The organism is Bacillus sp. EKM501B, from assembly GCF_011800505.1.
Lineage (GTDB): Bacteria > Bacillota > Bacilli > Bacillales > Bacillaceae_G > Bacillus_A > Bacillus_A cereus.
On sequence record NZ_JAALFZ010000003.1, the window covers coordinates 13,969 to 39,322 of the forward strand.

A 25,354-nucleotide genomic window follows, 5' to 3' on the forward strand; every position below is an offset into this window, starting at 1 on the left:
GCCTAATTAAAGTTTCACTTTATACACCAAGTAATTCTTTTAGTTCGTCTGTTGATAGTTCAGTCATCCAACTATCGCTTGTGATGACCGCATTGTTTAGAGATTGTTTTCTTTCTAGCATTTCATCAATTTTTTCTTCTAATGTTCCTGTTGTAATGAGTTTGTGAACATGAACAAATCGTTTTTGACCAATGCGATATGCGCGGTCTGTTGCTTGATTTTCCACAGCTGGATTCCACCAACGATCGTAGTGAATGACATGGTTGGCAGCGGTTAAGTTTAATCCTGTTCCGCCAGCTTTTAAGGATAAGATGAAAATGTCATACGTTCCGTTTTGGAACTCCTCAATCATCTTGTCGCGATCTTTTTTCGGTACACTACCGTTTAAGAAGAGGACACGCTGGCCGAATTTTTCTTCTAGCACACGTTTTAGCATGTTCCCCATGCCGATATATTGAGTGAAGATGAGGCAACTTTCATTTTGATCTTTTATATTTTCTATGAGCTCCATTAACGTTTTTGTTTTCATAGAGCGTTCAACGACATTTTGTGGCTCTTCTTCTTTTAAATAAAGAGCTGGATGATTACAAATTTGTTTTAGCTTGTTCAGCATAAGTAATATAAAGCCGCGTCTTTCAATTCCACTTAATCCTTCGACATTTTGCAGTGTATCTTGAACAAGTTGTTCATATAAGGAAGCTTGTTCACCAGTAAGAGGACAGTAAGCTTTTTGTTCTTGTTTATCTGGTAAATTTAATGCGACTGTTTGATCTTTCTTCGTTCGGCGCAGTAAAAATGGTGAGATAAACCGTTGAACTTGCTGGATTTTTCCTTCATCACGATCTTTTTCAATCGGTGTGACGAAGCGGCGCTGGAATTGCCCTAAGCTTCCGAGATATCCATGATTAATAAAGTCGAAAATGGACCAAAGTTCAGCGAGGCGATTTTCCATCGGTGTACCAGTTAAAGCAATTTTGTGATTTGCTTGCAAGTTTCGTACTGCTTTCGACTGTTTCGTATGTGGGTTCTTAATATTTTGTGCTTCATCCAAAATAACAGCATCCCAGCATAATGAAGTTAGTTCTTCCTCATCGAGTTGAGCCAATGCATAAGATGTTAATACAACATCTGCCGATTGAAGGAAATCTTCAAAAGAATTGCCCTTATCTCTATTACTTCCATAATGTAATTGAACACGTAAATTCGGTGCGAAACGCTCAAATTCTTTTTGCCAATTTCCAAGAACAGATGTCGGCGCTACGATTAATGCAGGGCCTGTTTTGAGATTGTTTTCTTTTATATATAGTAAGTAAGAGATTGTTTGAATACTTTTCCCGAGTCCCATATCGTCAGCTAGCAATGCTCCAAATCCAAGCTTTCGTAAATATAATAACCATTCAATGCCGTGTTGTTGATACGGACGAAGTGTTGCGTTTAGTGAAGTAGGGACATCTACTTTTGGAATATCTCCAATATGAAGCAGCTTTTGGAATAGTTCTTCATAATATCCATCTAGTTCGATTTCAATATCAGTAAACGGACTATCATCTTCTACAATTTCTGTTTCAGCCGTATTTGATAAATGTTGCTGCAGGACATCTTTCATCTCTAGTCCGTATTTATCGGCACGGTTCATGAGTTTCCTTACTTCTTCGATAAAGGCTGGATCTAGTCGCATCCATTGACCATTTATATTAAATAGACGTTTATTTTGTTCAACGAGTTCAAAAAATTCGCTTTCTGATAAATCAATGCCGTTCGTCGAAATGCGCCAATCAAAATTAACGAGCGTATTCATACCGAAGAACGATTGTGTTTGTGCTGTATTTTGCTTCAGCTGGACACGTAATTTCGGTTTTGTTGCTTTTAAATTTTGCCACCATGATGGTAGTAAAATTGTAATGCCGGCTGCAAGTAACTCGTCGCTTGCTTCTGTTAAGAAGTTCCACGCTTCTGTTTCAAAGAGCTCATTTCGGAACGTATCTCCTTCTTTTAACCACGGTATGAGTTTACTAAAACCTTCTTGTGTTTCTGTAATCCGTTCTTCGTAATCGTGCCATCTTTTCGGTAAGGAATCGATGTTTTCATATACATATATGCGATGCGCCCCGCGCTTTGGTGTCACAATTGTTTCAAGCTTCCACATTTCAAATTCTTCTTGTGGTTCTTGTAGTCTTAGTCCGATTGTAAACGGAAGATCATCTTCAATATAACCAATTTTCCGAAGCCAATCTTCTTCATGTAGTGCTGTTTCCAGTTGTCTTTTCGTAAAGTCATAATGTTCATATAGTCTTTTAGCATCTTCCCAGCCGTCATTTGAGCGGTTGTCTTGTAATATGCTTTCATTTACTGCTGCTGAGAAAAGCGATGCTAATGTGTCATCTTCAATTGGTGTATTTTGAACTTTCCAAGATGGTTGTTTAGGCCAATGATTCATATCTGGTACGAAACTACCACTCGTAAAGGCATCCCATAGTTCATTTGCATCTTTCGTAAGTGCTGTAATCGTGCCGTTTATTTGAATATGTGCAAAGGAATTCATCGGTTTGTTTGCAATGTATTCAAAGGCTTGTGCATTTGTTAGCAGCACACCTTGTTTTCCTTCGAAGGTTGCTTCTTTTAGAAACGTACCGTAGAAAGAAGTGGAGTGCCATGTGAATGCATTTCGTTTCCAACTTGTTACGGATAATGGAGTACCGCTGTCATCTTCTCCCCAAAGGAACCAACCTTGACTAACATGCTGGAGCCTAATTGTTACTTCAGTTTGATTGATCATCGATTAATTTTCCTTTCCGTAATTCCTCTTGTAGTGCACGCAGACGTGAATGGAGATTGGCGATGTGAATAATGAAAGCATCCCATTCATCGGTGCGTTTTAATCGTTTATATAATGTACGTAATTTCTTTAAGTAACGAACTGCACGTTTATATGATTTACGATTTCGTTCTTCAATCGCCTCTACAGCAGCAAGATGGTAAAGAGGAAGTGCCACTTCTGGCGCTTCTTTTTCAATATCTTTCAGTGGCTCTTTCAACAGTTCGATTGCCTCAAATCCATATAAGAGATGAAGCTCTGCCCATGTGCGATACTGTTTTTTCGCGAGTACGTACTGTTCGTAGTTTGTGAAACTATACGGTAATAGTTCTTGTAAAATCATTTCAAAACCAGCTTGTTCATTTGTATGTGTTGCGTATGTTTCATACATGATTACAAATAGCCGAACGATATCTTTTATGAAAATCGTATTTTCGTGATCTTGGATCGTTTTCTTTACTTGTTTATACGTAAAGGAAAGCCAGTTTTTTGCACGATCCCATTGCATGGCACTTAATAGTTCTTCTAACCAATAGAAGTATAGACTCACAACAGAAGCAGGTTGTTTCTTTAGTAAGTCCATCGCTAGTAAATCTTCATCATTTAAAAAGAGAAGATGAGAAGACGCTAATGCTTTGGATAGTGGATTGATTTTCGTATCGATTCGTTTTTCTTCCTCTTGTATGTTCTCTTTATTGTTTAAAAGTTCACTCCATATGTGACGATAAATGAAAAATCGCTCTTGCGTATAAGCGTCGGTAGAGAAGAATACTTCATGAACGAGACGAGCTGTTTCTTGCAAAATTATTTCAGACTCTGAAGGAATCGCTTCTGATTGTAAGTCCCGAACGATGGATTCCACTTTATCGACAAATAGGCGAATAACATTAACAGGTTGGTGATAAGAATACGTTTTGTTTGCTTCGAATGCCTGAATTTCTTCTAATAATTTTTGAAAGCAGTAAATTGCTGCATGTAACCTGAATAATTCATGTATGGCGATGACGCGCGGAGCTTTCCGCTCAAGCTTCGTATAGAAATCTGTAAAGATACTCATAAGAAAATACATTTGTTTATAAGTAAGGCGAGCTTGTTCTTTTTTAAATGAATCATATTCTTTTTCAAAATATGATTCCCAACTTTTATAATCCGTTTCTTCAAAAGCTGATGATTGCAATACTTGTCTTGCAGTTCTAATAGGAGGAAGGGAAGGTTTCGTATTATTTTTAAATAAAGTTAATACATCTCCTACTTGCCCGAAACTAGACGCTGCAGATAGTAATACAGCGAGCATATGCTCACATTGTGTTGGTGCGAAGCAATCACAATAACTTTCAGCGACATTACGAATCGGAATATGAACGCTATATACGTTGCCTTCCGCATCTACAGTTCCTGACAGTGTATAACCATCAAAGTCAACGTTGTAGACAACACCACTACGATATAGGTGCCGAGCTGTAGCGACATGTTCCTGATCAGCTGTTTGCTGCGGATCTAGTCCTTGAACGAACTCATTCGCAATCATCATAATTTCATCTTTCGTAATTGAGTGTTGCAGCATAATATTCCTCCGTACACATATTTCTTTCCTTTACCATTATAAACAAAAAATGCTCAAAACAGAAAAAATGAAATTTGGATTACATAACTTGAAAATCATGGTAATATATAAAATGTTAATTTCATATATTAATATATACGTATAGGGGGAGAAATAATTTGTCAGATTTACAGACGAAGTTAGGTAGTGGAATGAATAAGTTACAAGAAGGAATAGAACAAGGGAAAATGAAGTTGCAAGTTGCACAAGAAATTGCTCAATTGAAAAAGGGAATGCAAGTGCAAATGCAGAAAAAAGCAGAGGTTCTATTAGAGGTTGGGCAGCAAGTGTATGTTCAATTAAGAGGAAGTGGAGTAAATGAAGCGAGCTTAAAAGAAATGATTGCTCCAGTTCAAGAATTTGATGTAGCTATTTATCAAGCAAGAAAGCGCATTGTTGAATTGCAAAAACAACAAGGTGAAAAAGCTACATGTGAATGTGGTGGACCTTTATCAATAAATGATAAGTTTTGTGGTTCGTGTGGAAAACCTAACCCGATGTTAGCAGTAGAAAATGAAGGTGAAACGGTAAATTGTATTTCATGTAATGAGCATATCGATAAAAACTCTACTTACTGTCCAGTTTGTGGAATTAAGCAAAGTGGGGAGTGAATTAAATGTATTGTCGCACATGTGGAAAACAACATGGTGAAGAAGTAAATTATTGCCCAAATGAAGGTAGTATGGAGATTGCAGGAGCTATAGATGCAGTAACATTAGAAAAAGATACTGCAAAATACTGCAAAGGTTGTGGCAGTGAAAATGCTCAAAAAAATTTATATTGTCAAAAGTGTGGGTATTCTTTATCTGTTGTGAAGAAAAAAGAACAATCTGTAAAATTGCCTACAATGGATGGTGCTCCTAAAGTTGAATTTAAAGCAGATAAAGCCGTTTTACAAAAAGGTTTTATTGGTGGGGCTGTTGCAAGTATTCTCATGTTAATTGCTGGTTGGATTGGTAGTTTATTATTTGCTTCTATGTTAAGTGAGATGTTTAGCAAATTTGCAAAAGAATTAGAAATGTTGCCAAGTTTTTATTCGAGTGCAACTTCTACGATGTTAAGTTACCATTTACTTGGTTTTACAGCTAACGATGATAGTGGATTGATATTTTCTTTATCTTGGCATACTCCATTTACATTATTATTAATCATTCCATTTATTATTTTCGCTGGTACAGGAATTTGGTTAGGGAAACAGCATGTTGCGAAAACGATTAAAGATCAAATCTTTATGGCAGCAACAGTTGGTATTATTTATGGCGTCTTTTTATTCATTATAAGTTTTATAGCATCACAATCTTTTGCAATTCCATTCTCAGAAGCAGGTAAGATTACGGTTGGCTATTCAGCGATTAAGAGTTTATTGAGTGGTTTTGTATGTGGGACATTATTTACCTTATTAGGATTTATTGCTCATACAAGCAAAAACAATATGGCAGTAGCATTTCAAGAGTTAATGCCATATGGAGCGTCTGTGTATTACGGTGTTTCAGCTATGATAAAAGGACTTTTAGTAACAGCGGTAGCGGTTTGTATTATGGCGTTAGTAAGTAAGGAAGACGGTATTGAGCCATTAAAAGAAATAACAACTTTAAAATCTGAAAGTACATTATTAGCATTAGAGTTAACACCTCAATTATGGAGTATGGCTCATTTTGCGCCGTTAGAAGTATCAAGTCCAGCACTTAGTAAAGAATTTACTAGAATTGGTAAGAAATCAAATACATATGAGAGCACACTATCGTTTTCATTTATATCAGGCGTCTCTGTAAATGGCGTAGAGCTTAGAGAGATATTGATTTCAAAAGGAGCAAATGAGGAAAGCCTTGCAGAATTCGATAAAGTGAATAATGTATTCCATTATGGTTTATTACTGCTTATTATTCCATTGTTCTTTATGTTTAGAGCGGGAAGAAAGTTAGCTAAATTACCGACTGCCAATATATATATTACATTAGCGGTATGTAGTGGTTCTTACACAATTATGATGATTGTAATGAATATGATTTCTAAGTTCCAAATTAATGTTTCAGGAACGGTAACAGGTTTATTTGGAACAAGTGGAACGGTATTATCTATGCAAAATTCATTTATATATTTAACTTTGTTTAGCTTGATTGTGACATATGTAGCGGCATTTGCTGGAATGAAATTAGCTAAAAAATAGGAGGAGAGCACGTTGAAGTTTTGTGGAACATGTAAAAAGAACGTTGCAGACCATTTGAACTTTTGTCCGGAGTGTGGGAGTAAAGTAGAAGTAATCGTTGATAACACTGCTGCTTCATATACAGAATTACAAAGCGAGACAAAATCAGTGAAAAGTAAGAAGAATTTATTTTTGATCATTGGTTTTGCTGTTATTGCTGCATTATTATTTGGGGCATATAAATTTGGAGCATATAAGTTTTCAAAAGAAAAGCAAGTAAATGTAATGATTGAAGCATTCCAAAAGAAAGATATTAATGCAATTGATGAGTTTGTAAAAGCGAATGATTCAAGCTTAAAGATTAAGACAGAGGATATTAAAGCGTACATGCGTTATTTAAAAGAGAATCCTTCTTACAACAAACAATTACTGTCTTATTTACAGAAAGAGACAGTAGATCAAAAGTTAAATAAAGATAAATCTTCATTTAAGGACGGGGAAATAGTAGAAGAGGGAAAAGAGTGGTTCTTATATCCAAAGTATAAGTTTAGCATGAAATCTTATTATATGAGCATTAGTACAACTGCAAAAAATGCAGAAATACATGTGAATGACAAAAAAGAAACAGAGCTTTCTAGTGATAAAACTTCGAAAGAGTTGGGGCCATACTTCCCAGGTACATATGTTGTAAAGGCAACGGCGAAGACAGAACTGACTGAATTAGAAACAGAGAAAGAAGTAGATTTAGCGGATGAACAGAGCGAGAAGGTGAAAGTGGATTTATCGCTTGAAGGTAAGTATGTAAGCATTTCTTCTGATGAAAGTGATGCAACTGTATTTGTGAATGGGAAAAAACGTGGAAAATTAAATTATGGAAGTTATAAGCTTGGCCCTGTATCCACAGATGAAACAGTAGAAGTACATTTAGAGAAAACTACTGATTTTGGTGTGATGAAATCTGAAAGTGTTAAAATTGGAGACCAAAGCACGTATTACTTAAAATTCCCGAAAGAAACATCAAGTTCAGCAGTGGGCGAATTTGTAAGAAATCATATTTATGATAACGTACGTGCAATTTCATTAAATGATTTTAGTTTAATTGAAAAGAATTATGATAAGAGCGGGAAATCGTATAAGGAAGACCGTGATTATATACAGTATTTACACAAAAAAGGAATTACAGAAGACTTATTAACGATGGAAGTTCGTAATGTAGAGCGTCAAAGTGATACGAAATATAAAGTAACGACATATGAAGAGTATCATATTCGTTACGGTGATGGATCTGTGAAGTTCAAAAGTTTTAATAACGAACATATTGTAACTGTGAATGGAAATGGAAAGATGTTGTATCATTCTCTTGGTGCAAATAATACGTTGAAATCAGAAGATGTATCTGGTCCAACTCGTTAATATGAGAGAAGCTGTTCAATATTTGAACAGCTTCTTTTTTGTAGCTAAATCGATATTTCGTGTCGAACCGTTGATATATCGTAAGTTATGATAGATATAATTGAAAAATCGTTGATATATTTTTTTACAATTATGAGTGTGTTTCCTTTAATATTTCTTGTACATATGGATCATGTAATATCTGCTCTATAATTGGTAACATGTTTTGTTCAAATGGAATGTCGATAGGAAATGGCTTTTGAGAGCCTGGTTTTACTCCGTATTGCACAATTTTGTAATGTGTATTGTTTTCAGACTTGAGCACAATTAACTTATAGCGGTTATCATCGCCAGCGAGTGAGAAATCAATAGACGTAGCGTTATATGTTACTTCATCTTTATATATGTACGGTTTTGGCGTACCGATCCAGTCTACTTTTGCTTGTACATTCATGGGCATAGCCTCCTTATATGTATTATAAATAAATAAAAGCCAGCTCTCAATAAAGAGAACCGGCTTGTAATTTAGCAGTCATTGGTTATTTTAAAATTTTCACTTTAACAGTTTTACGTCCCCATTTTTGAGCAGCGCTATCTGATCCAAGTAAGATATCGATACGGTTACCTTTAATTGCACCACCAGTATCTCCAGCGATAGCTTCTCCGTAACCTTCTACCCATACTTTAGATCCTAATGGGATTACTTTCGGGTCAACAGCGATCATTTTCATGTTTGGATTCGCAGTTAAATCATGACCCATTGCAGTTAATACACGGCCGCCATATGTGCCACCGTTTTCGCTCGGGTGAGCTGTATATGCTGTAGCTACAACTGTTAACTCACGACCACCAGATGGTTCGCTAGTTTCAGCAGCTTTCACAGCAGGCTTAGCAGCTGGTTTTGCTTGCGCTACAGTTGTTTGAGCCTTAGCTGGTGCTTCAGCTTTAGCGGGAGCCGTTGTTTCTTGTTTCTCAATTACAGGTGCTGTACCTGTTAAGAAAGGAACATGAACATAAGCTGTTTTCCCGTTATATTCAAATTGTAACCACTCATTTTGTACTTGGTTCGTTGTTTCGATTACATCGTCTTTCTTCAACTTTCCAAGAACCTCTGAGTTTGTGTTCGCTTCAGCACGTACGTTTAATACGTTAGCTGTTACGTAGTAGATGCTTTTTGTGAACTCTGCACTTACGAATGCGTCTTTACCGTCTAAAGTAACTTTTGACCATCCGTTCTCTGTATTTTGTACATCTATTTTATTACCGTTTAGTAATTTACCGACAACTTTTGATTCCGTAGTAGGGTTTTCGCGTACGTTTAGTACATCTGTTGTTACAACAGTTTCTGCATTAGCAGATGATGTGAAAATCCCAAGACCAAAAACTGCTGCTGTTGCTATACCAATTAATTTTTTCATGATAGCCTCCATTGCGTTTGTTTTCGTGTCCTCATTATAGCAACAGATTTTTTCGGATTTGGGGAAAACACACAATTACAAACCATTCGTAATAAGTCGTTAATATCCTGTAATATAACAAAAAATATAAGAAAGCGTTTTTCATTCTATATGAATCATAGGTTTCTAGTTATATTCAAAATATTTAATACAACATGTTTTTTTCGACGTAAATAAAAATGTTACAGTAATGTTACATGATGTTTACTAAACGATTACATTCCTTGAGTATTTTACCGTTTTATGGGTAATATAGTTATATAAACATAAACATTTTGTTTGTGAAGCTATAAACACGTGCTATATACTAGCAAAAAAACCGCATAATTGTTACAAAACGAAAGGGTTGCAAGGAAGAAATTTGCCCTTTTTTACATATGTAACACATCCTTTTTTAGGAAAATACATTCCTATCCGCGTTTTTCTCACACAATTTGACAGCAGTATTTCTAACTTGTAGCTCTTGCAGAGTGAAAAGGTTATACGAAAGGTAAGGCTGTCCATAAGAATTCGAATTGGTGAAGGTGAAAGTAAGAAAATCACCGCAAAATTATAGTTTTCTATCCGATTTTACATATCGGAATTTATGTTATTTACAAAAGCGAAACCTACGAAGGGGGATTTGATGAGGAAACTGACAAAAACATTCATCGTTTCATTAACATTATGTATTGCATTTACAATTTGGGGGATTATTCCCGAATCTATTATTGGAAAAGGTAGTTTAGGAAATGTAACAACCGCAATTCAAACTGCATTAGTTAGTAAGTTCGGCTGGTTTTATATTATTTCCGTTTCTATTATTTTAGGTGTGTCTATCTTTTTAATTGTTTCGAAATACGGTTCTATTCGTTTAGGTAAAGATGATGACGAACCTGATTATAGTTATATGACATGGTTTGCTATGCTATTTAGTGCTGGTATGGGTATCGGCTTAGTTTTCTGGGGCGTTGCCGAACCATTAAACCATTTATACGCACCTCCGTTTGGAGAAGGTGCAACTGAGGAAAGTGCGCGTCTTGCACTGCGTTTTTCATTTTTCCATTGGGGATTACATCCTTGGGGACTATATGCGTTTGTAGCGTTATGTATTGCTTACTTTACCTTTAGAAAAGGAAAAGCAAGTACGATTAGTGCGACAGTAGGTCCGTTATTTAAGGGCGGGGAACACGGGCGTATTGCTCATTCATTTGATGTGTTAGCTGTTTTTGCAACTGTGTTTGGTGTTGCAACGTCATTAGGTCTCGGTGCAAAACAAATTGCGGGTGGTGTTAGTTATTTAACATCTATCCCGAACTCATTAACGACACAGTTAGTTATTATTGCAATCGTAACGGTTCTTTTCATGTTATCTGCACAAACAGGTCTTGATAAGGGAATTAAATATTTAAGTAATACGAATATTATTTTTGCGTTTGCACTTATGATCATTGTATTATTTGCGGGTCCAACAAACTTTATTATGAATTACTTCACTTCAACAATCGGTTCTTATATTCAGGAATTACCAAGCATGAGCTTCCGTTTAAGTCCATTAGACGAAGGTGGAAACCAATGGATTCAATCGTGGACAATTTTCTATTGGGCATGGTGGATTGCATGGTCACCATTCGTAGGTACGTTTATTGCTCGTGTTTCACGAGGCCGTACAATTCGTGAGTTTGTTATCGGTGTGTTACTCGTACCGACCGTAATTGGTGCACTGTGGTTCTCCGTTTTCGGCGGAACAGGTATTCATATGGAGCTGTTTGGTGATGCACATATCTTCGAAAAAGTGAAAGAGATGGGAACAGAAGTAGGATTATTCGCTATGTTCGATCAGATGGGCAGCTTTGGATCAGCTTTATCAGTTTTAGGTATTTTACTTATTGCAACATTCTTTATTACATCTGCAGACTCTGCAACATTCGTTTTAGGGATGTTAACGACACATGGTAGTTTAAACCCACCAAATCGTATTAAAATGATTTGGGGTATCGTTCTAGCCGCGATAGCTTCTACGCTATTATATATTGGCGGATTAGAAGCATTACAAACGGCAGCTATCATTGCAGCATTCCCGTTCGTCTTTGTTATTTTCTTTATGATGGCAGCATTATTTAAAGAGTTACAAAAAGAAGGACGTATGAAGCGTCATTAATAATAGAAGGAAAAGAGCTGATTTCATATCAGCTCTTTTTTTATCCCTCTATTTGCTGAGCAGTAAGAACCCCACCTCAAAATTCAGCAAACGCAAATAAATCGAGCTGCTTGTAAAAGCCCGATTGGTGATGGCTAATGAAAGTTTCACTTTATATAGAAGGAATTTGAAATGCGGGTAGGGGAAATAAAATACTTTACCATATAAGTAGTATGCCTTTTATACGAAGAAAAAACGATAGGTTTCGACAATATTCGATCCCTTACGAATTCTATTCATATTTTTGACAAAAAATTGTCGGAAATGTGTTGTCACGTTTATATATATGTGCTATATTATTTCCTGTAAGCGATTTCAAATAGTTTTAAAGCGCATTCAAGGGGGACATCTAGAATAATGAAACGTTACGAAAGAAAGTGGAAGCATATTTGTTTGAAACGTGTGGCACATCGTAGTGTCCAAGAAAGCACGGAACCTAAGACTGAAACGCGCAAAGAACAGCAAGAGAAGCAATTGGTTCTACAAAAATAGCAATCACTTTTTCGTATATAAATGAAGGTCGATCGTTCGTTGGGGGATGGACGTGAAATTACTTTCAGCTAAGGGGTATTGTCTGATATATAATTTATACGGCAATAAATAAGCACAGAGCATACGGCGCTCTGTGCTTATTTTTATTATTTATCTTTTTTGAATCGAACTGTTTTATCCCAGCCAATGACTTGTTTCTTGCTCTTTGCACGTAAGTATAAGATTAAGCTACGAATAAATAAGTACGTAAAGAGCTGTGCGTACGTAAAGTACATAATAACGCTAATAAAAATATTAGTCGGTGTAAAGGTTCGTTCGACACTCTGGGCACTAAATAATTGAGAAACATATGTAATATATGCGACATACCACATAAATAGTAGCGGAATGCTATATTGAATTTGGAATATCCCGAGTAGCCCAATTACAAACCAAACGTTCGAAATGATTAGGAATAGCCAAAATACAACATACACTAGAACTTGTTGTAAGGAATGAACAAGCAGCTTTCCTTTAAAGAAACTTAATGATGAGAACATTTTTTCTAAAATATATAAATTTCCCTGGAGCCAACGTGTACGTTGTTTAATAAGAATTTTTAAATGCTCTGGTTCTTGTTCCCAAGTAACTGATTCTGGGACGATTGGTAAGAGATAACCTTTTTGTGTAATTCGTAATGTTAATTCAGCATCTTCTGCAATTGCGTAAGGGTCATAGCCACCAAGCTCTTCTAGTGCGGAGCGACGAAGAAGCATGTTTGTTCCTGTCAGCGAGCCCGTTTGGAATAGTAACCAGCGTCCAGATTGCATAAGGAGCTGGAAGATTTGGAATTCTAGCGAAATCATTCGCGTTAACCAGTTTCTGTTTTCGTTTACTGTACGAACGTGTCCAACAGCTCCAACAGCATCTTCAGTTGTTTCAGCGTGTTCTACAAGCATTCGCAGTGCGTGTGGTTCAGGTTGGTTATCTGCATCGTAAACACAGAAGTACTCACCATCTGAAATACTAAGCCCATAGTTTAGTACACGTGATTTACCCTTCGGTTCACCGGGAGGAACACGAATATGACGAATATGAGCATAAGCTTTGTCGAAATCATCTCCGATTTCAGGTGTTTCATCTTGAGAGTTATCATTTAATAAATAAATAGTTAGCTTTCCTGGATATTCAATCTTTGCCATCGCCTCTAAAGTATCTTTAATAACGACGCCTTCATTATGGGCAGGTATGAAAATATCGACGCTCGGATAATGTTCTAGCGTACGATCTTTTCGTTTACTATTTCGGTGAATTAAGCCCGCGATTGTTAAGAAAGAGTAGTAAACGAGTAAGCCAGAGAATAGAAAGGCCGTAAAAATAAGTACATATTTAATTGAAAATGTGATACTAATCCAAAAAACGAGTACGCAAAACAGAAGGAATAAAAGAAGTATAACGAGAGTCATCATAACAGTGTCTGTCCTTTGTTTCCAATTTGCTCGCGTGAAATTTTTATATCTTTGATTGCTTCAGCAGCAAGCCATTGCTCCATTTTTGGTTTTAGGCGGTTCATTACAATGTCAGCACCAGTTTCATTTGTGTTTTGTAATAAAATAACTAGCGTATTATTATCATATTCAGCAGCAAGGTCAAAATCATTCCTTACCGTTTCAACTAATAAAGAAGCTACACGGTCCATAACACTTTCCTTTGTATATTTACTAAAGGAAGTGAAATCAAAGTAAACAATAATGCCTGTTTCATTACGACGATTCATTGCAGTCGTTAATAACGCTTGGCGTCTCTCGAATTCTTGTCTTGTTAGTAATTTGGATTCTCCAATATATTGTTCCAATGTTCTCACACGCTCAGTTAAAGCTTTATTTTCATGAATCACTTTTTTCAATAGGTGAGTTGTTATATATACAATGAAGAAGTTAGCTGCCATCAGGAAGTGGGTAATCATATATTGCCATTGATCTGATGTACTCCATAAGTGAAGCCATGCTTGATAGAACAAATAAAATACGGAAATAATGGTTCCTAGTATGAAGAAAACAAATGCTGTTTTGTCAGCTAAAAATAAGAATAGTACATTTACGATTACGTATATTATTGTAAAAATGAGAGCATGCTCATATTTCGTCACATATACAGTAGTAAAATAAAATACAATTTGTAAAATCCACATAGAGAGGATTTTATAGAACTTATCTTTCACAAAACTTTCCTCCTTAAAGCTATTTCATCAATAGATACTTGTAGTATGCGCAATTATTAAGAAATTGACCATGTCGTTAAACTCTTTTGAAGGGCAACAACAAGTAGTATCTCTATTTTCATAAGAAAAATAAAAAGACTTAAACATTATTGTATCATAATGTGCTTATATTTAGGATAAATTGATTAATAGATACATAAAAGACGTTTGGATTGCATAAAAAAAGTCTCCTCTTGTAGAAAGAGAAGACTCTATATAAGTTTATAGGAACATCATACCTGCAACTGCTGCGTTTAAGAAGTTCGCTAATGTACCAGCGATAACGGCTTTAATCCCTAATTGTGCAATTTGTTTACGGCGAGTAGGAGCTAACGTTCCTGTTACACCTAATTGAATTGCGATAGAAGAGAAGTTTGCAAATCCACAGATTGCAAATGTTAAAATTAGATTTGTTTTGTCAGAGAACTCTGCCATGTGTGGTCCTAAGTTTGCGTATGCAACGAATTCGTTGATTGCAAGTTTTTGACCGATAAAGCTTGCTGCTTGTATCGCTTCACCAGGAGAAACCCCGATTAAGATTGCGAATGGTGATAATAAGTAACCAAAGATTAAATCAAGACTAAGTTTAATATCGAACAGAGAACCAACCCATCCTAATAATCCATTTAATAAAGCGATTAATGCGATGAAAGCCATTAACATTGCTGCTACGTTAATAACAAGTTGCATACCTTCAGATGCGCCGCGTGCAGCTGCATCAATAACATTTGCATCTTCACGTTCTGTAGAAAGTTCAACGTTATTATCTACTTTTTCTGTCTCTGGCATGATTAGTTTCGCAATTAATAAGCTCGATGGAGCCGCCATAATTGCAGCTGCTAATAAGTGCTCTAACGGAATACCCATTGCTGCATAACCGACAAGAACGGATCCAGCAACAGCTGTCATACCGCTTACCATAATAGTGAAGAATTCACTATTTGTTAAGCGTGCTAAGTAAGGTTTAATTAAGATTGGAGCTTCAGTTTGTCCTAAAAATACAGTCGTTACTGAGTTTAAGCTTTCTGCTTTAGAAGTTCCAAGAAGTTTACTTAATGCACCACCAACGATGCTAACAAATTTCTGCATAATACCGAAATAATATAAGATTGCTACTAATGAACTAATAAATACGATTGGAAGTAGTGCTTGAATAAAGAATACAAATCCCCAAGGTCCTTTTGCGTTGACTAAATCCCCAGTAACGAACTTAATTCCCTCGTAAGAAAAATTAATTAATCCTTGAACACCGTCAGCAGCGTGTTTTAAACCTGCTTTACCAGCATCCCATCGTAATACGATAAATGAAAATGACATTTGTAATGCTAGCGCGATTAAAATTGTGCGCCAATTAATAGCTTTGCGGTTGGAAGATAGTAGAAAAGCAATTGCTAATACTCCAATCACGCCGCCAATTCCCCATAAAAGATTCATGCAGTGTATGCTCCTTCCTCATAGTAAAAACAGTGTATAAACCAGTTGTCTATACGTTTACGAATATAACATCTTAAGTAACTTATCATAATGGACATCGGAGGTCAAACGTCTAATGAAAAGTTTAAATAAAAAGAAAATTCTTCAAAAAAACACATATAAAATAAATAGATATGAAATAGGTTATGTTTTTTATGGAAATATATACATTATGATAACGTTATGCATTGTTTTTGCAGAATAAAGTGTATGAAATGGAAGAATGGATACATTATTTTTATAGAGGGAAGCTAGGGGAAAGGGAGTAATGTGTTGAAATCGTACAAAAAAGCCTTCTAGTAAACTAGAAGGCTTTGAAACTATTAATTAAGGTGCTTTCGTGTATCCTAAGAAGTGGCTCTTCCAATAAGAGTTACTTAATGAAGCGATTGCGACACCTTTATCTCCAGCTTGGATAAATGATCCGCCCCCAAGGTAAATACCCATGTGAGAAGGACCAGATTTATAAGTGTTTTGGAAATAAATTAAGTCACCAGGTTGTGGACTTGAAGTTTGTGGTAGGCTACTCCAATATCCTGCAACACTTTGGCGGCTAATGTTATGACCAAATTTCTTAAATACGTGGTAGATGTAGCCACTGCAGTCAACACCGTTAGCAGAAGTTCCGCCCCAAACGTACGGTACACCTTGCATTGATTTTGCGTATGCAAGTACGGAAGAACTGTCGCCGCTATTGTTGCTTGTATTATTATTGTTGCTATTGTTTTGATTGTTATTTTGGTTATTGTTAGGCTTATTATCTACTGCGCCTCCAACTGGTGTTTTAGAAAGGTAACGTGTTCCGATATAACCAGTTTGACCGTTGTAGTTAATTTTGCTCCATCCAGAGTTTTCAGAGATTACTTGAACCTTCTGTCCTTGTGGAAGTGCGCCTATGATTCTATAATTTGTACCTTCGCCGCTACGTACATTTAGTGCAGAAGCATTAATGTAGTAGTCGCCAATTGCACCTTGGTTAGGTTTTTCAGGTTGTTTTGGTTGCTCAGGAGTAGTAGTGCCACCTTTAACGAATTTTACAAATTCGCTACTAACAAAGCCTGTTTTTCCTTGGTAATTTACTTTAAACCAACCGTTTTCAGATCCAACTACGTTTAATGTTGTACCGTTTAAAACGCCACCAATTACACTATGGTAAGCGGCAGGGCCTGTACGAACACGTAAAGACGTAGCGTTAACTACGTAAGAACCGCCAGTTTGAATAGTTCCATTATTATTGTTTTGCTCTTGTTTGTTGCCTTCTGTAACGTTTTCGTTAGAACCGCCTTTTGTTACATAGTCTTTGCTTACATAAGCAGTTTGTCCTGCGTAATTGATTTTGAACCAATCTTGAACTTCTCCAACAACTTGTACTACTTGTCCTTTTGTCACAGAACCTACAGTTGTGTGAGAAGTGCTAGGACCTGTACGAACGCGAAGGGAAGATACATTTACTGTATAGTTTCCGCTTGCTGGTTTTACTTCTTGGTTGTTATTATTCGTATTGTTGTTTGAAGAACCTGCATTAGAAGAAACGCCAGATACGAATTCGCCACTTACATAACCTACTTGTCCATTATGGTTAATTTTCACCCAACCATTTTCTTGTCCAATTACGTTTAATGTTTGTCCTTCATATACACGCCCAGAAACAGAACTAGATGTGTTAGGAGCTGTACGTACACGTAATACATCAGCGGTAACTTTATTGTTTCCACCTGTACTTACATTGTTGTTTGCTACGCCACTTTTTGATACAAATTCGCCACTAACAAAGCCTGTTTGTCCATTAATGTTAATTTTGAACCAACCGTTTTCTTCGCCAATCACGTTTAGTGATTGACCGTTATAAACGCGTGAGATGATGTCGTGAGAAGTGCTTGATCCCGCACGAACATGTAATACGCTCGCGTTTACCTTATAAGATGAGCTGTTTGATGCAGAAGCTTGGACAGTTGTAGCAGCTTTTTGTGTATTTTGTTCAGGTGCAGCTTGAACACTATCAAGTGTAGGTGCTGCTCCTCCTGCTACAGACACTGCCGCAAGACCGGCAAGATACTTTTTCATAATTTGTCGATTCCTTTCTGTCTGTAATGTAGTGAAGAAATATTTACCAACTGTTAAAAATTCTAAAGAGCATGTCGATTACTGTCAAGACTTATATAGGAATCTGAATATGACAAAAAGATTACAAGAAAAAAATCAAGGCATAAAATTACACCTTGATTTCCATTTAAATGCATATATTGAATATGAAAGGACAGAAATTATTCGTGTTTAAGAAGATGCCATATTGGATTGTAATAAGATTTGATTAAAAGATTTTTGCAGTTTTTTGGTGATAGGCCCAACTTGCCCATCTTGAATCGCGGTCCCATCAAGGTGGGTCATTGGTAAAATTTCAATCGTTGTGCCTGTAAAAAAGCATTCATCTGCTTGATAAACGTCACGAACGCTGAAAAGTTCTTCCTGCACAGGAATGTGAAGAGTATTCGCTAAAGAAAGGACATATTGACGAATAATGCCATTTAAAATAAGGTGATTGGCTGGATGTGTGTAAAGCGTTCCGTTTTTAATTAAAAAGAAGTTGGAATGGCTTCCTTCCGTTACAATACCGTTCCTTACGAGAAGTGCCTCTTTACAGCCTTTCCGTTCAGCTTTCGTAGCAGCTAGTACGTTTGGTAATAAATTTAATGATTTAATGTCACAGCGTAGCCATCGAGTATCGGGTTCTGATATAGCGCGTATACCATATTCAATCCATAAAGCTGGTCGTTCTTTTTTTGTAATATAGGCATAAATTGTCGGAGGGTTGTCATATGAAAATACATGTGTGCGAGCTTGTACACCACGAGATACTTGCAAATAAATGGTGCCATCTTCGTGGAAATGGTTTCGTTCAATTAATTTGTAAAGTAAAGTGATGAGCTCAGCTTTTGAGAAAGGGAGCGATAATTCTACTTCTTCCATGGATCGATATAATCTCGTTATGTGCGGATCTAATAAATGAAAGTTCCCTTTATATAGGCGAATAACCTCATAGACACCATCTCCGAACTGCGAACCTCTCTCTTCAAGTTCTATGTACGTTTGTTGTTTTGTTGTATCAATAACTTCATCATTCCAAAGTACAAATTTTTCGTATGCCAATTTCCGTCCCATCCTTTCGTAAGTACGTAAGTAACGTGAAACTTTCATTCATGCGAGATAAAAATCACTATAGTAATTTTTATGTGAGCAATTCTCTACATATGACCATATATGTATTTGTAAATCATAGAGAAATAAGGATGATCTACCCCGCATTAACGGCAGTAAAGCCCCTACTTACAAATTCGGGTAGAGCAAAGAAGTGAAGTGGGCGAATCACTGCCCGTAAATGCCCGATTGATGAGGGCTGATTAAAGTTTCACTTTACAGCATTTTGTATATACAAATTCGAAAATAAGAAATGAGAATCCTGCTTTTAAATAAAAAAAAGCAACATTCTTATGGAATGCTGCACAAGGAGGGTAGCTATCTTTCATAGGGACATTGTCTCGTTGAATGCTTTGTGTATGGAAACAAAACAAGTTGAAAGACAATTATAAGAAAGTAGAAACAAAAGATTTACACATTTCTTTAAGGGATCTTACGAAAGATGAGAGATAAGAAATATGTAGAACCTCGTTTACATATTTTATTATAGAGATTCTTCATTAACACTATGTGAATATTTGGTAAAGGTTATGTAATTTTAAAGTTAATGAATATAAGTAGTTGTATGGAAGAAAATAAAAAAGAGGCTGAGATTACTCAGCGCTCTTCTTTTCTTCTTTAATAACTGTTTTTACTTCACCAGTTTTGATCTTATTACTTTCAGAGAAGCGAAGTAAGTCACCTTCAATGATTTTATCAGACATGTTCAATTCATTTTGGGCACGATCAATTAGTGGCTGGGATTCTTCTTTCGGTAATTGTACAACTTCGCCAGTAGCACGGTCATAGAATGTACTGTTTGTGTACATGTATTTATCTGTAACGAAGCTACCGTCACGAAGAACAACGAATCCTTTATTATCAGGTGAGAATACATCATGACCGAATCGAACGTCATTTGTAGAATCTACACCAAGTAAGTTTAGAATAGTTGGTTTAATGTCAATTTCACCAGTTGGTTTCGAAATTGTTTTACCTTCTTTTTGACCTGGAACGTGAATAAACATCGGTGTTTTTTGTAAGTTCATATGGTCAAATGCAGTGATTTCTTCTTTTCCTAAGAACTGTGCCATTGCACGGTTATGGTTTTCAGAAATACCGTAGTGGTCACCGTAGAATACGATTACTGAGTTGTCGTAAATACCTTCTGCTTTTAGACGCTCAATAAAGTGTTTCATTGCTTCGTCTAAGTAACGAGCAGTTACCATGTAACGGTCAAATACTCCATCACCAGAATTGTATTCATCAATTAATTTTGTACTGTCATCGTAAGTGAATGGGTAATGATTCGTTAAAGTAAGGAAGCGAGTATAGAATGGTTGCTTCACTTGTTTTAACATATCAATAGATTGATCGAAGTACTCGATATCTTTTAATCCCCAGTTTAATTTTGTTTCTGGCGTAATCTTGTAGTCAAGCTCGTTGTAGTAACGATCATAACCAAGTGCTGGATACATAATGTTACGGTTCCAGAATGTTGCGTTGTTTGCGTGGAATACCGACGTGTGATACCCTTGCTGACGTAAAATTTCTGGAGTTGCTGTATATTCATTGTTACCGTGTGTGAAGAATACAGCACCGCGGTCTAGTGGATATAACGAAGTATCTACTAGGAATTCAGCATCAGATGTTTTACCTTGACCAGTTTGATGGAAGAAGTTATCAAAGTAATAACTTTCTTTCGTAAATTGGTTTAAGAATGGTGTAACTTCTTGTCCATTAACTGTTGCACCAATTAAGAATGTTTGTAATGACTCAAGAGAGACAACAATTACGTTTTTCCCTTTTGCAGTACCGAACATATTTGGATCTGGTTTACTTTGTGTTGTTTTTACGTAGTTTTCTGTTTCTTGTAATTTACTACCGTCAGCGAACGCTTTTTGTGAACTTGATTTTGCTTGTAAGCCAAGATCGTATACTTGATGTACATATAATCCTAAGTTTTTAACAAGCATAACGCGGTCGAATGAACGTGTTAATAGTTCTGGGCGTTCAGCTTCTGCAAGTCCTAAGTTTGCGAAGAAAATAGCAACTGTTGATACGAAGTATAGAGAACGCATCGGGCGTGCTACACGCTCTGTAGGTGCAAAGTTCTTCATTTTCTTTAATAGAACGAAGAAAACGATAATGTCTGCAAATGCAAGAATAATTTTGTAGTTAAATAATTCTTTCACACTAGAACCTAAACTTCCGAAGTTAGATGTTTGTCCTAGCACCGGTAATGTAACGAAGTCATTGTAGAATCCGTAGAACATTACGTTACCAACAAGAACGATTGTTAAGACAAAATTAATTCCAAGTGCTATATAGTTACGTTTTTTCCCTTTTGCAAATAATGCAAGACCAACAAGCAGTAATGATGCTGCTAATGGGCTAAGGAATAAAATGAATTCTTGCATGAAAGATTCAAGTTTTAAATCAAAGCTTGTGCGTGTAATAAGGTAAGTTTTCAGCCATAAGGCTAAAGCTACGAATACAGTGAAACGCACATTTTGAAATTGTGATTTCAAGGTTTCTTTCATTCATTTCCACCCTTTCTCTATCAGGCTTGGTCGATTTTGGAGCGAAAAATGCTAAAATAAAAAATACATAGTTTTCTTGGCCATAATTAAAGGTTCTATATTCACCCATATACGACTATAACTATGCATACCCTTTTGGTTTCTTTTGTTGCTCATAAGCATAACGTCATTTCTGTATTATACAACAAAATTCATTTCTGAGAAACACTATAACATTTTACATTTTTTGTATAAGATTTGTCACTACCAGAGAAAACTTTAACATTCGTTTATATGTCCGTCAACTAGAAAATATAACAAAGGTAGAGCAGAATGTTAAGTGGAAGTGAAAATTTTCTTTGTTGAGAAATAAGAAATGAAGATGGGTAAGGGTTATCTAGAAATCTATTATATGAAGGAAATAGTGTGAAAATTAACGAACACTTGTTCTTTTTTGGTTTGTTTGTTACAATAAAAGTTCATTGATAGGTTTTGTGTAATTTCCATGAACTTTTACTGATAACATATTGTAGCTTATTTCTTTTTAAAAATAGGGAGGCTTTTTACATGAAACAAAAATTTTCAGTTGAAGCGTTTTGGAAGAAAGTAAAACATGTTGCAAAGCAAGCAGGGCAATCGGTCATTTATGCAAGTTTATTACTGTTTTACGTTTTGCAAAGACCCGATGTTCCAAAACGAGTGAAAATTATTGTAATTGGAGCACTTGCTTATTTTATTGCACCGATTGATGCGATTCCAGATTTCATTGCTGGAATTGGCTATACGGATGATTTGGGGGCGTTAACGGCCGCACTAATACAGGTGTCGTTATACGTCAATGAAGATGTGAAAGATAAGGCACGAGTGAAGTTGGCAGAATGGTTTGGTTCGGATATAGACACAACATTTATCGATCAGAAATTAGGTCAATAGGTGAAACCTGTCATAAGGTGACAGGACGAACGTAAGCGAGGAAGTGCATTATGCCATCAGGAAGAACGCATACGAAAATAAACTTAATATCCCTTCCGGTTGTTTTGTTTTTGCTCTTTTCGTATGGATTAACAAATTTTGATTTTTTATTAACTTTTGCGATTGGTTTTTTAGTAGGTACTTCATTTTTAACACCAGATTTAGATACGTACAGTAATGCTTATAACAAATGGGGTTTCTTACGTATATTTTGGTATCCTTATAAGAAAGTAATGCCGCATCGATCTTTCTTTACACATACGATTATACTTGGTGATGTAATTCGTATTGCGTACATGTTAATCGTCTTTTCTCCATTTTTATTACTATTAAATGTAATCGCACTGGATGGTAATTTAATAGAAATTGCGAAGAAGCATGAGGTTGAAATTGTAACGTTCTTAATGGGAATTGTTGTGGCAAGTACGCTCCACATTATAGCGGATAAAGTGAATACGCGCCGAAAGAAAATGATGAGAAAAAAGAAGAAACGCAGAAGATAAAGTGAACGAATTAGGAAAAAGGGCCCCTTGCAAATTGCAAGGGGCCCTTTTTAAACAAACATTTGTTTAAAATTAAGCTTTCAGCACTTTAATTCCTTTTACAATGTTCCAGATGAAGTAGTATAAGCTGATGATTCCGCAAATAGCTAAGACAATCATTGATCCAATTCCAAGTGTTACATCTGGTTGATCAGATCCAAGGCCCATAATTCCTAGAATAGTTACGCCAATGAATGTAGCGATACTTGGAATGATGTGTGTCCATAGAGCACGTTTTGCATGTGGCTTTGTTTCAGCGTCTCCCACAATCCAAACGATAATAGGGAATAAGATAGGGGCAAATAGTACACTAAAGTATGATAACGCAGCTAATATTTTATTTCCGTTCATATATATCACCTCATGAATAATTTCTGTTGTTATACTATTATTATGCAATAATTTTGGCAAACTTCCTATCGATGAACATTACAAGAACGTGACGATTTTGTAAGATTTTCTGTTAAATAATAAAATTTTCAAAAAAATCTTTTTTAATAGAAATTGTTATGGTACAGTATAAATGAAAGTTGTTGAAAACGTTTTCTTAAACGTTTTTTTATTTTAGGCTTAAAGGTATGATGACCTGATAGTCTATTGATGAGGTTATTCTATTTAAAAGGGGATTCTTTAGGGGGAGAGAACAATGAACACATGGACACAAGTTTATGATCCATTCGGAAACATTTGGATTTCGGCAGCGGTCGCACTTATTCCGATTATCTTTTTTTTCTTAGCTTTAGCAGTTTTCCGCATGAAGGGGTATGTGGCAGGATTTATTACAGTTGTACTTACAGTTTTAGTAGCGTTATTCGCTTATAAAATGCCGTTCACGATGGCAATGGCAGCAACCGGGTACGGTTTTTTGTACGGGTTATGGCCAATTGCTTGGATTATCATTATGTCCGTATTTTTATATAAAATTTCTGTAAAAACAGGTCAATTTGATGTGATTCGTGCATCGGTATTATCGATTACGAACGATCATCGTCTACTCGTTATTTTAATTGGATTTTCATTTGGAGCATTTTTAGAAGGAGCAGCAGGATTTGGGGCACCAGTAGCGATTACAGCAGCGCTTCTTGCGGGTCTTGGGTTAAATCCTTTATACGCAGCAGGTCTTTGTTTGATTGCAAATACTGCACCAGTGGCGTTCGGAGCGATGGGAATTCCGATTACAGTTGCTGGACAAGTAACAGGTATTGATCCACATAAAATTGGACAAATGGCTGGGCATCAATTACCGTTCCTATCATTATTTGTTCCATTCTTTATCGTATTTTTAATGGATGGATTTAAAGGTATAAGACAAACGTGGCCTGCGTTACTTGTAGCGGGTAGTTCATTTGCGATTACGCAGTTCATTACAGCGACATTTTTAGGACCGGAACTTCCGGATATTACATCGGCACTTGTAAGTTTAATTAGTTTAGCGCTGTTCTTAAAAGTTTGGCAGCCGAAAGAAATTTATCAATCTGGGCAAGCAAATAGTGAAGTAGCAGTAACAACGACAGCGGCATCGATGCCGAAATTAACGTTTGGAAAAGTAGTGAAAGCATGGTCTCCATTTATCGTATTAACGGTTATGGTAGTCATTTGGAGCCAAAGTTTCTTTAAGGCATTATTCGCTCCAGGAGGGGCTTTAGAAAGTCTTGTATTTAAGTTTGAAATTCCAGGTCTGCATAATCTAGTAATGAAAGCAGAGCCAATTGTAAATAAACCAACGCCTTACGAGGCAATTTTGAAGTTTGATGTATTATCGGCAACTGGAACAGCGATTTTAATTGCTTGTATCATTTCCATGTTTATTTTGAAAATGAATGTAAAAGATGCAGTAGTGACATTTAAAGAAACGTTAAGCGAATTAAAAATGCCAATTCTATCTATCGGATTCGTACTAGGGTTTGCATTTATCGCAAACTATTCTGGTCTATCTTCTACGTTAGCGTTAGCATTGGCCGGAACTGGCGGACTATTTCCGTTCTTCTCACCATTCTTAGGCTGGATTGGCGTATTCCTAACAGGGTCTGATACGTCTGCGAATGCACTGTTCTCAAATTTACAAGCCATTACAGCGCAGCAAGTCGGCGTATCTGAAGTGCTTCTCGTTGCAGCAAATACAACAGGCGGTGTAACAGGTAAAATGATTTCCCCACAGTCGATTGCGATCGCTTGTGCGGCGGTTGGTCTTGCCGGAAAAGAATCAGATTTGTTCCGTTTCACAGTGAAGCATAGTTTGTTCTTCGTAATTATTGTTGGTATTATGACGTATGTGCAGGCGTATTATTTAACGTGGATGATTCCGTAAATAGCAAAAGAAATAAACTTTTCATTTTTCAGATTATCGT

18 protein-coding genes are annotated in these 25,354 nt (G+C 36.3%); 7 read left to right on the plus strand and 11 right to left on the minus strand.

All coding sequences use genetic code 11. The annotated features are described in order from the left end of the window. Positions 1–19 precede the first annotated feature (19 nt). Together HFD78_RS09265 and HFD78_RS09270 are read right to left on the minus strand one after the other, a co-directional pair. The gene (locus HFD78_RS09265; protein WP_000610110.1) at positions 20–2,776 is read right to left on the minus strand and encodes a DEAD/DEAH box helicase; all 2,757 of its coding nucleotides are present in this window, start codon (positions 2,774–2,776) and stop codon (positions 20–22) included. Further along, on the minus strand, positions 2,760–4,379 hold the full coding sequence (locus tag HFD78_RS09270; RefSeq protein ID WP_000939131.1) for an SWIM zinc finger family protein: 1,620 nt from the start codon (positions 4,377–4,379) through the stop codon (positions 2,760–2,762). Before HFD78_RS09270 ends, HFD78_RS09265 begins: the two co-directional genes overlap by 17 nt. A gap of 158 nt (positions 4,380–4,537) precedes the next feature. Between HFD78_RS09270 and HFD78_RS09275 the strand changes: the two genes are divergently transcribed. From HFD78_RS09275 to HFD78_RS09285, 3 genes are read left to right on the plus strand one after another with little or no spacing between them, the layout of a single operon-like run. Further along, positions 4,538–5,029: a zinc ribbon domain-containing protein gene (locus tag HFD78_RS09275; RefSeq protein WP_001281753.1), complete on the plus strand. Its 492-nt coding sequence runs from the start codon at positions 4,538–4,540 to the stop codon at positions 5,027–5,029. A 5-nt stretch (positions 5,030–5,034) separates the two neighbouring features. Beyond that, positions 5,035–6,585: a zinc ribbon domain-containing protein gene (locus HFD78_RS09280; protein WP_000271640.1), complete on the plus strand. Its 1,551-nt coding sequence runs from the start codon at positions 5,035–5,037 to the stop codon at positions 6,583–6,585. Positions 6,586–6,597: 12 nt separating this feature from the next. After that, positions 6,598–7,977 (plus strand): zinc ribbon domain-containing protein, encoded by a 1,380-nt coding sequence (locus HFD78_RS09285; RefSeq protein ID WP_098794397.1) that lies wholly within the window; start codon positions 6,598–6,600, stop codon positions 7,975–7,977. Positions 7,978–8,107: 130 nt separating this feature from the next. On the opposite strand, the gene HFD78_RS09290 is transcribed toward HFD78_RS09285, so the two are convergent. After that, a complete protein-coding gene (locus HFD78_RS09290) occupies positions 8,108–8,410 on the minus strand; it encodes a DUF3910 family protein (protein WP_001102542.1) in 303 nt (100 codons plus the stop codon). Between the two features lie 85 nt (positions 8,411–8,495). Then, positions 8,496–9,374: a cell wall-binding protein EntA gene (locus HFD78_RS09295; RefSeq protein ID WP_098522231.1), complete on the minus strand. Its 879-nt coding sequence runs from the start codon at positions 9,372–9,374 to the stop codon at positions 8,496–8,498. Between the two features lie 664 nt (positions 9,375–10,038). On the opposite strand from HFD78_RS09295, the gene opuD reads away from it, so the two are divergent. After that, positions 10,039–11,553: a glycine betaine transporter OpuD gene (opuD, locus tag HFD78_RS09300; protein ID WP_001230117.1), complete on the plus strand. Its 1,515-nt coding sequence runs from the start codon at positions 10,039–10,041 to the stop codon at positions 11,551–11,553. 677 nt (positions 11,554–12,230) lie between these two features. On the opposite strand, the gene HFD78_RS09305 is transcribed toward opuD, so the two are convergent. The 6 genes from HFD78_RS09305 to HFD78_RS09330 all read right to left on the minus strand — a co-directional run bounded on the left by HFD78_RS09305 (position 12,231) and on the right by HFD78_RS09330 (position 21,513). Beyond that, positions 12,231–13,532 (minus strand): glycosyltransferase family 2 protein, encoded by a 1,302-nt coding sequence (locus HFD78_RS09305; protein ID WP_065702823.1) that lies wholly within the window; start codon positions 13,530–13,532, stop codon positions 12,231–12,233. Then, positions 13,529–14,284, minus strand: a complete 756-nt coding sequence (locus tag HFD78_RS09310; protein WP_098794398.1) for a nucleotidyl cyclase domain-containing protein — start codon at positions 14,282–14,284, stop codon at positions 13,529–13,531. The genes HFD78_RS09305 and HFD78_RS09310 overlap by 4 nt, the downstream gene beginning before the upstream one ends. Before the next feature lie 261 nt (positions 14,285–14,545). Beyond that, positions 14,546–15,757 (minus strand): NupC/NupG family nucleoside CNT transporter, encoded by a 1,212-nt coding sequence (locus HFD78_RS09315; protein ID WP_001051029.1) that lies wholly within the window; start codon positions 15,755–15,757, stop codon positions 14,546–14,548. Between the two features lie 366 nt (positions 15,758–16,123). After that, positions 16,124–17,860, minus strand: a complete 1,737-nt coding sequence (locus HFD78_RS09320) for a C40 family peptidase (protein WP_065702825.1) — start codon at positions 17,858–17,860, stop codon at positions 16,124–16,126. Between the two features lie 210 nt (positions 17,861–18,070). Then, a complete protein-coding gene (locus HFD78_RS09325; RefSeq protein ID WP_074595267.1) occupies positions 18,071–18,955 on the minus strand; it encodes a D-amino-acid transaminase in 885 nt (294 codons plus the stop codon). A gap of 629 nt (positions 18,956–19,584) precedes the next feature. Continuing rightward, a complete protein-coding gene (locus HFD78_RS09330) occupies positions 19,585–21,513 on the minus strand; it encodes an LTA synthase family protein (RefSeq protein ID WP_000665358.1) in 1,929 nt (642 codons plus the stop codon). Between the two features lie 546 nt (positions 21,514–22,059). Between HFD78_RS09330 and HFD78_RS09335 the strand changes: the two genes are divergently transcribed. Both HFD78_RS09335 and HFD78_RS09340 read left to right on the plus strand, forming a co-directional pair. Next, a complete protein-coding gene (locus tag HFD78_RS09335) occupies positions 22,060–22,425 on the plus strand; it encodes a YkvA family protein (RefSeq protein ID WP_000810369.1) in 366 nt (121 codons plus the stop codon). A 50-nt stretch (positions 22,426–22,475) separates the two neighbouring features. Next, the gene (locus HFD78_RS09340) at positions 22,476–22,967 is read left to right on the plus strand and encodes a metal-binding protein (RefSeq protein WP_001139060.1); all 492 of its coding nucleotides are present in this window, start codon (positions 22,476–22,478) and stop codon (positions 22,965–22,967) included. A 72-nt stretch (positions 22,968–23,039) separates the two neighbouring features. Here the strand turns inward: HFD78_RS09340 and HFD78_RS09345 are convergent, their stop codons facing one another. Beyond that, on the minus strand, positions 23,040–23,357 hold the full coding sequence (locus tag HFD78_RS09345; protein ID WP_001014099.1) for a magnetosome magnetite crystal formation protein family: 318 nt from the start codon (positions 23,355–23,357) through the stop codon (positions 23,040–23,042). Positions 23,358–23,652: 295 nt separating this feature from the next. On the opposite strand from HFD78_RS09345, the gene lldP reads away from it, so the two are divergent. Beyond that, positions 23,653–25,314: an L-lactate permease gene (lldP, locus tag HFD78_RS09350; RefSeq protein WP_001099339.1), complete on the plus strand. Its 1,662-nt coding sequence runs from the start codon at positions 23,653–23,655 to the stop codon at positions 25,312–25,314. The last annotated feature ends 40 nt before the right edge of the window (positions 25,315–25,354 follow it).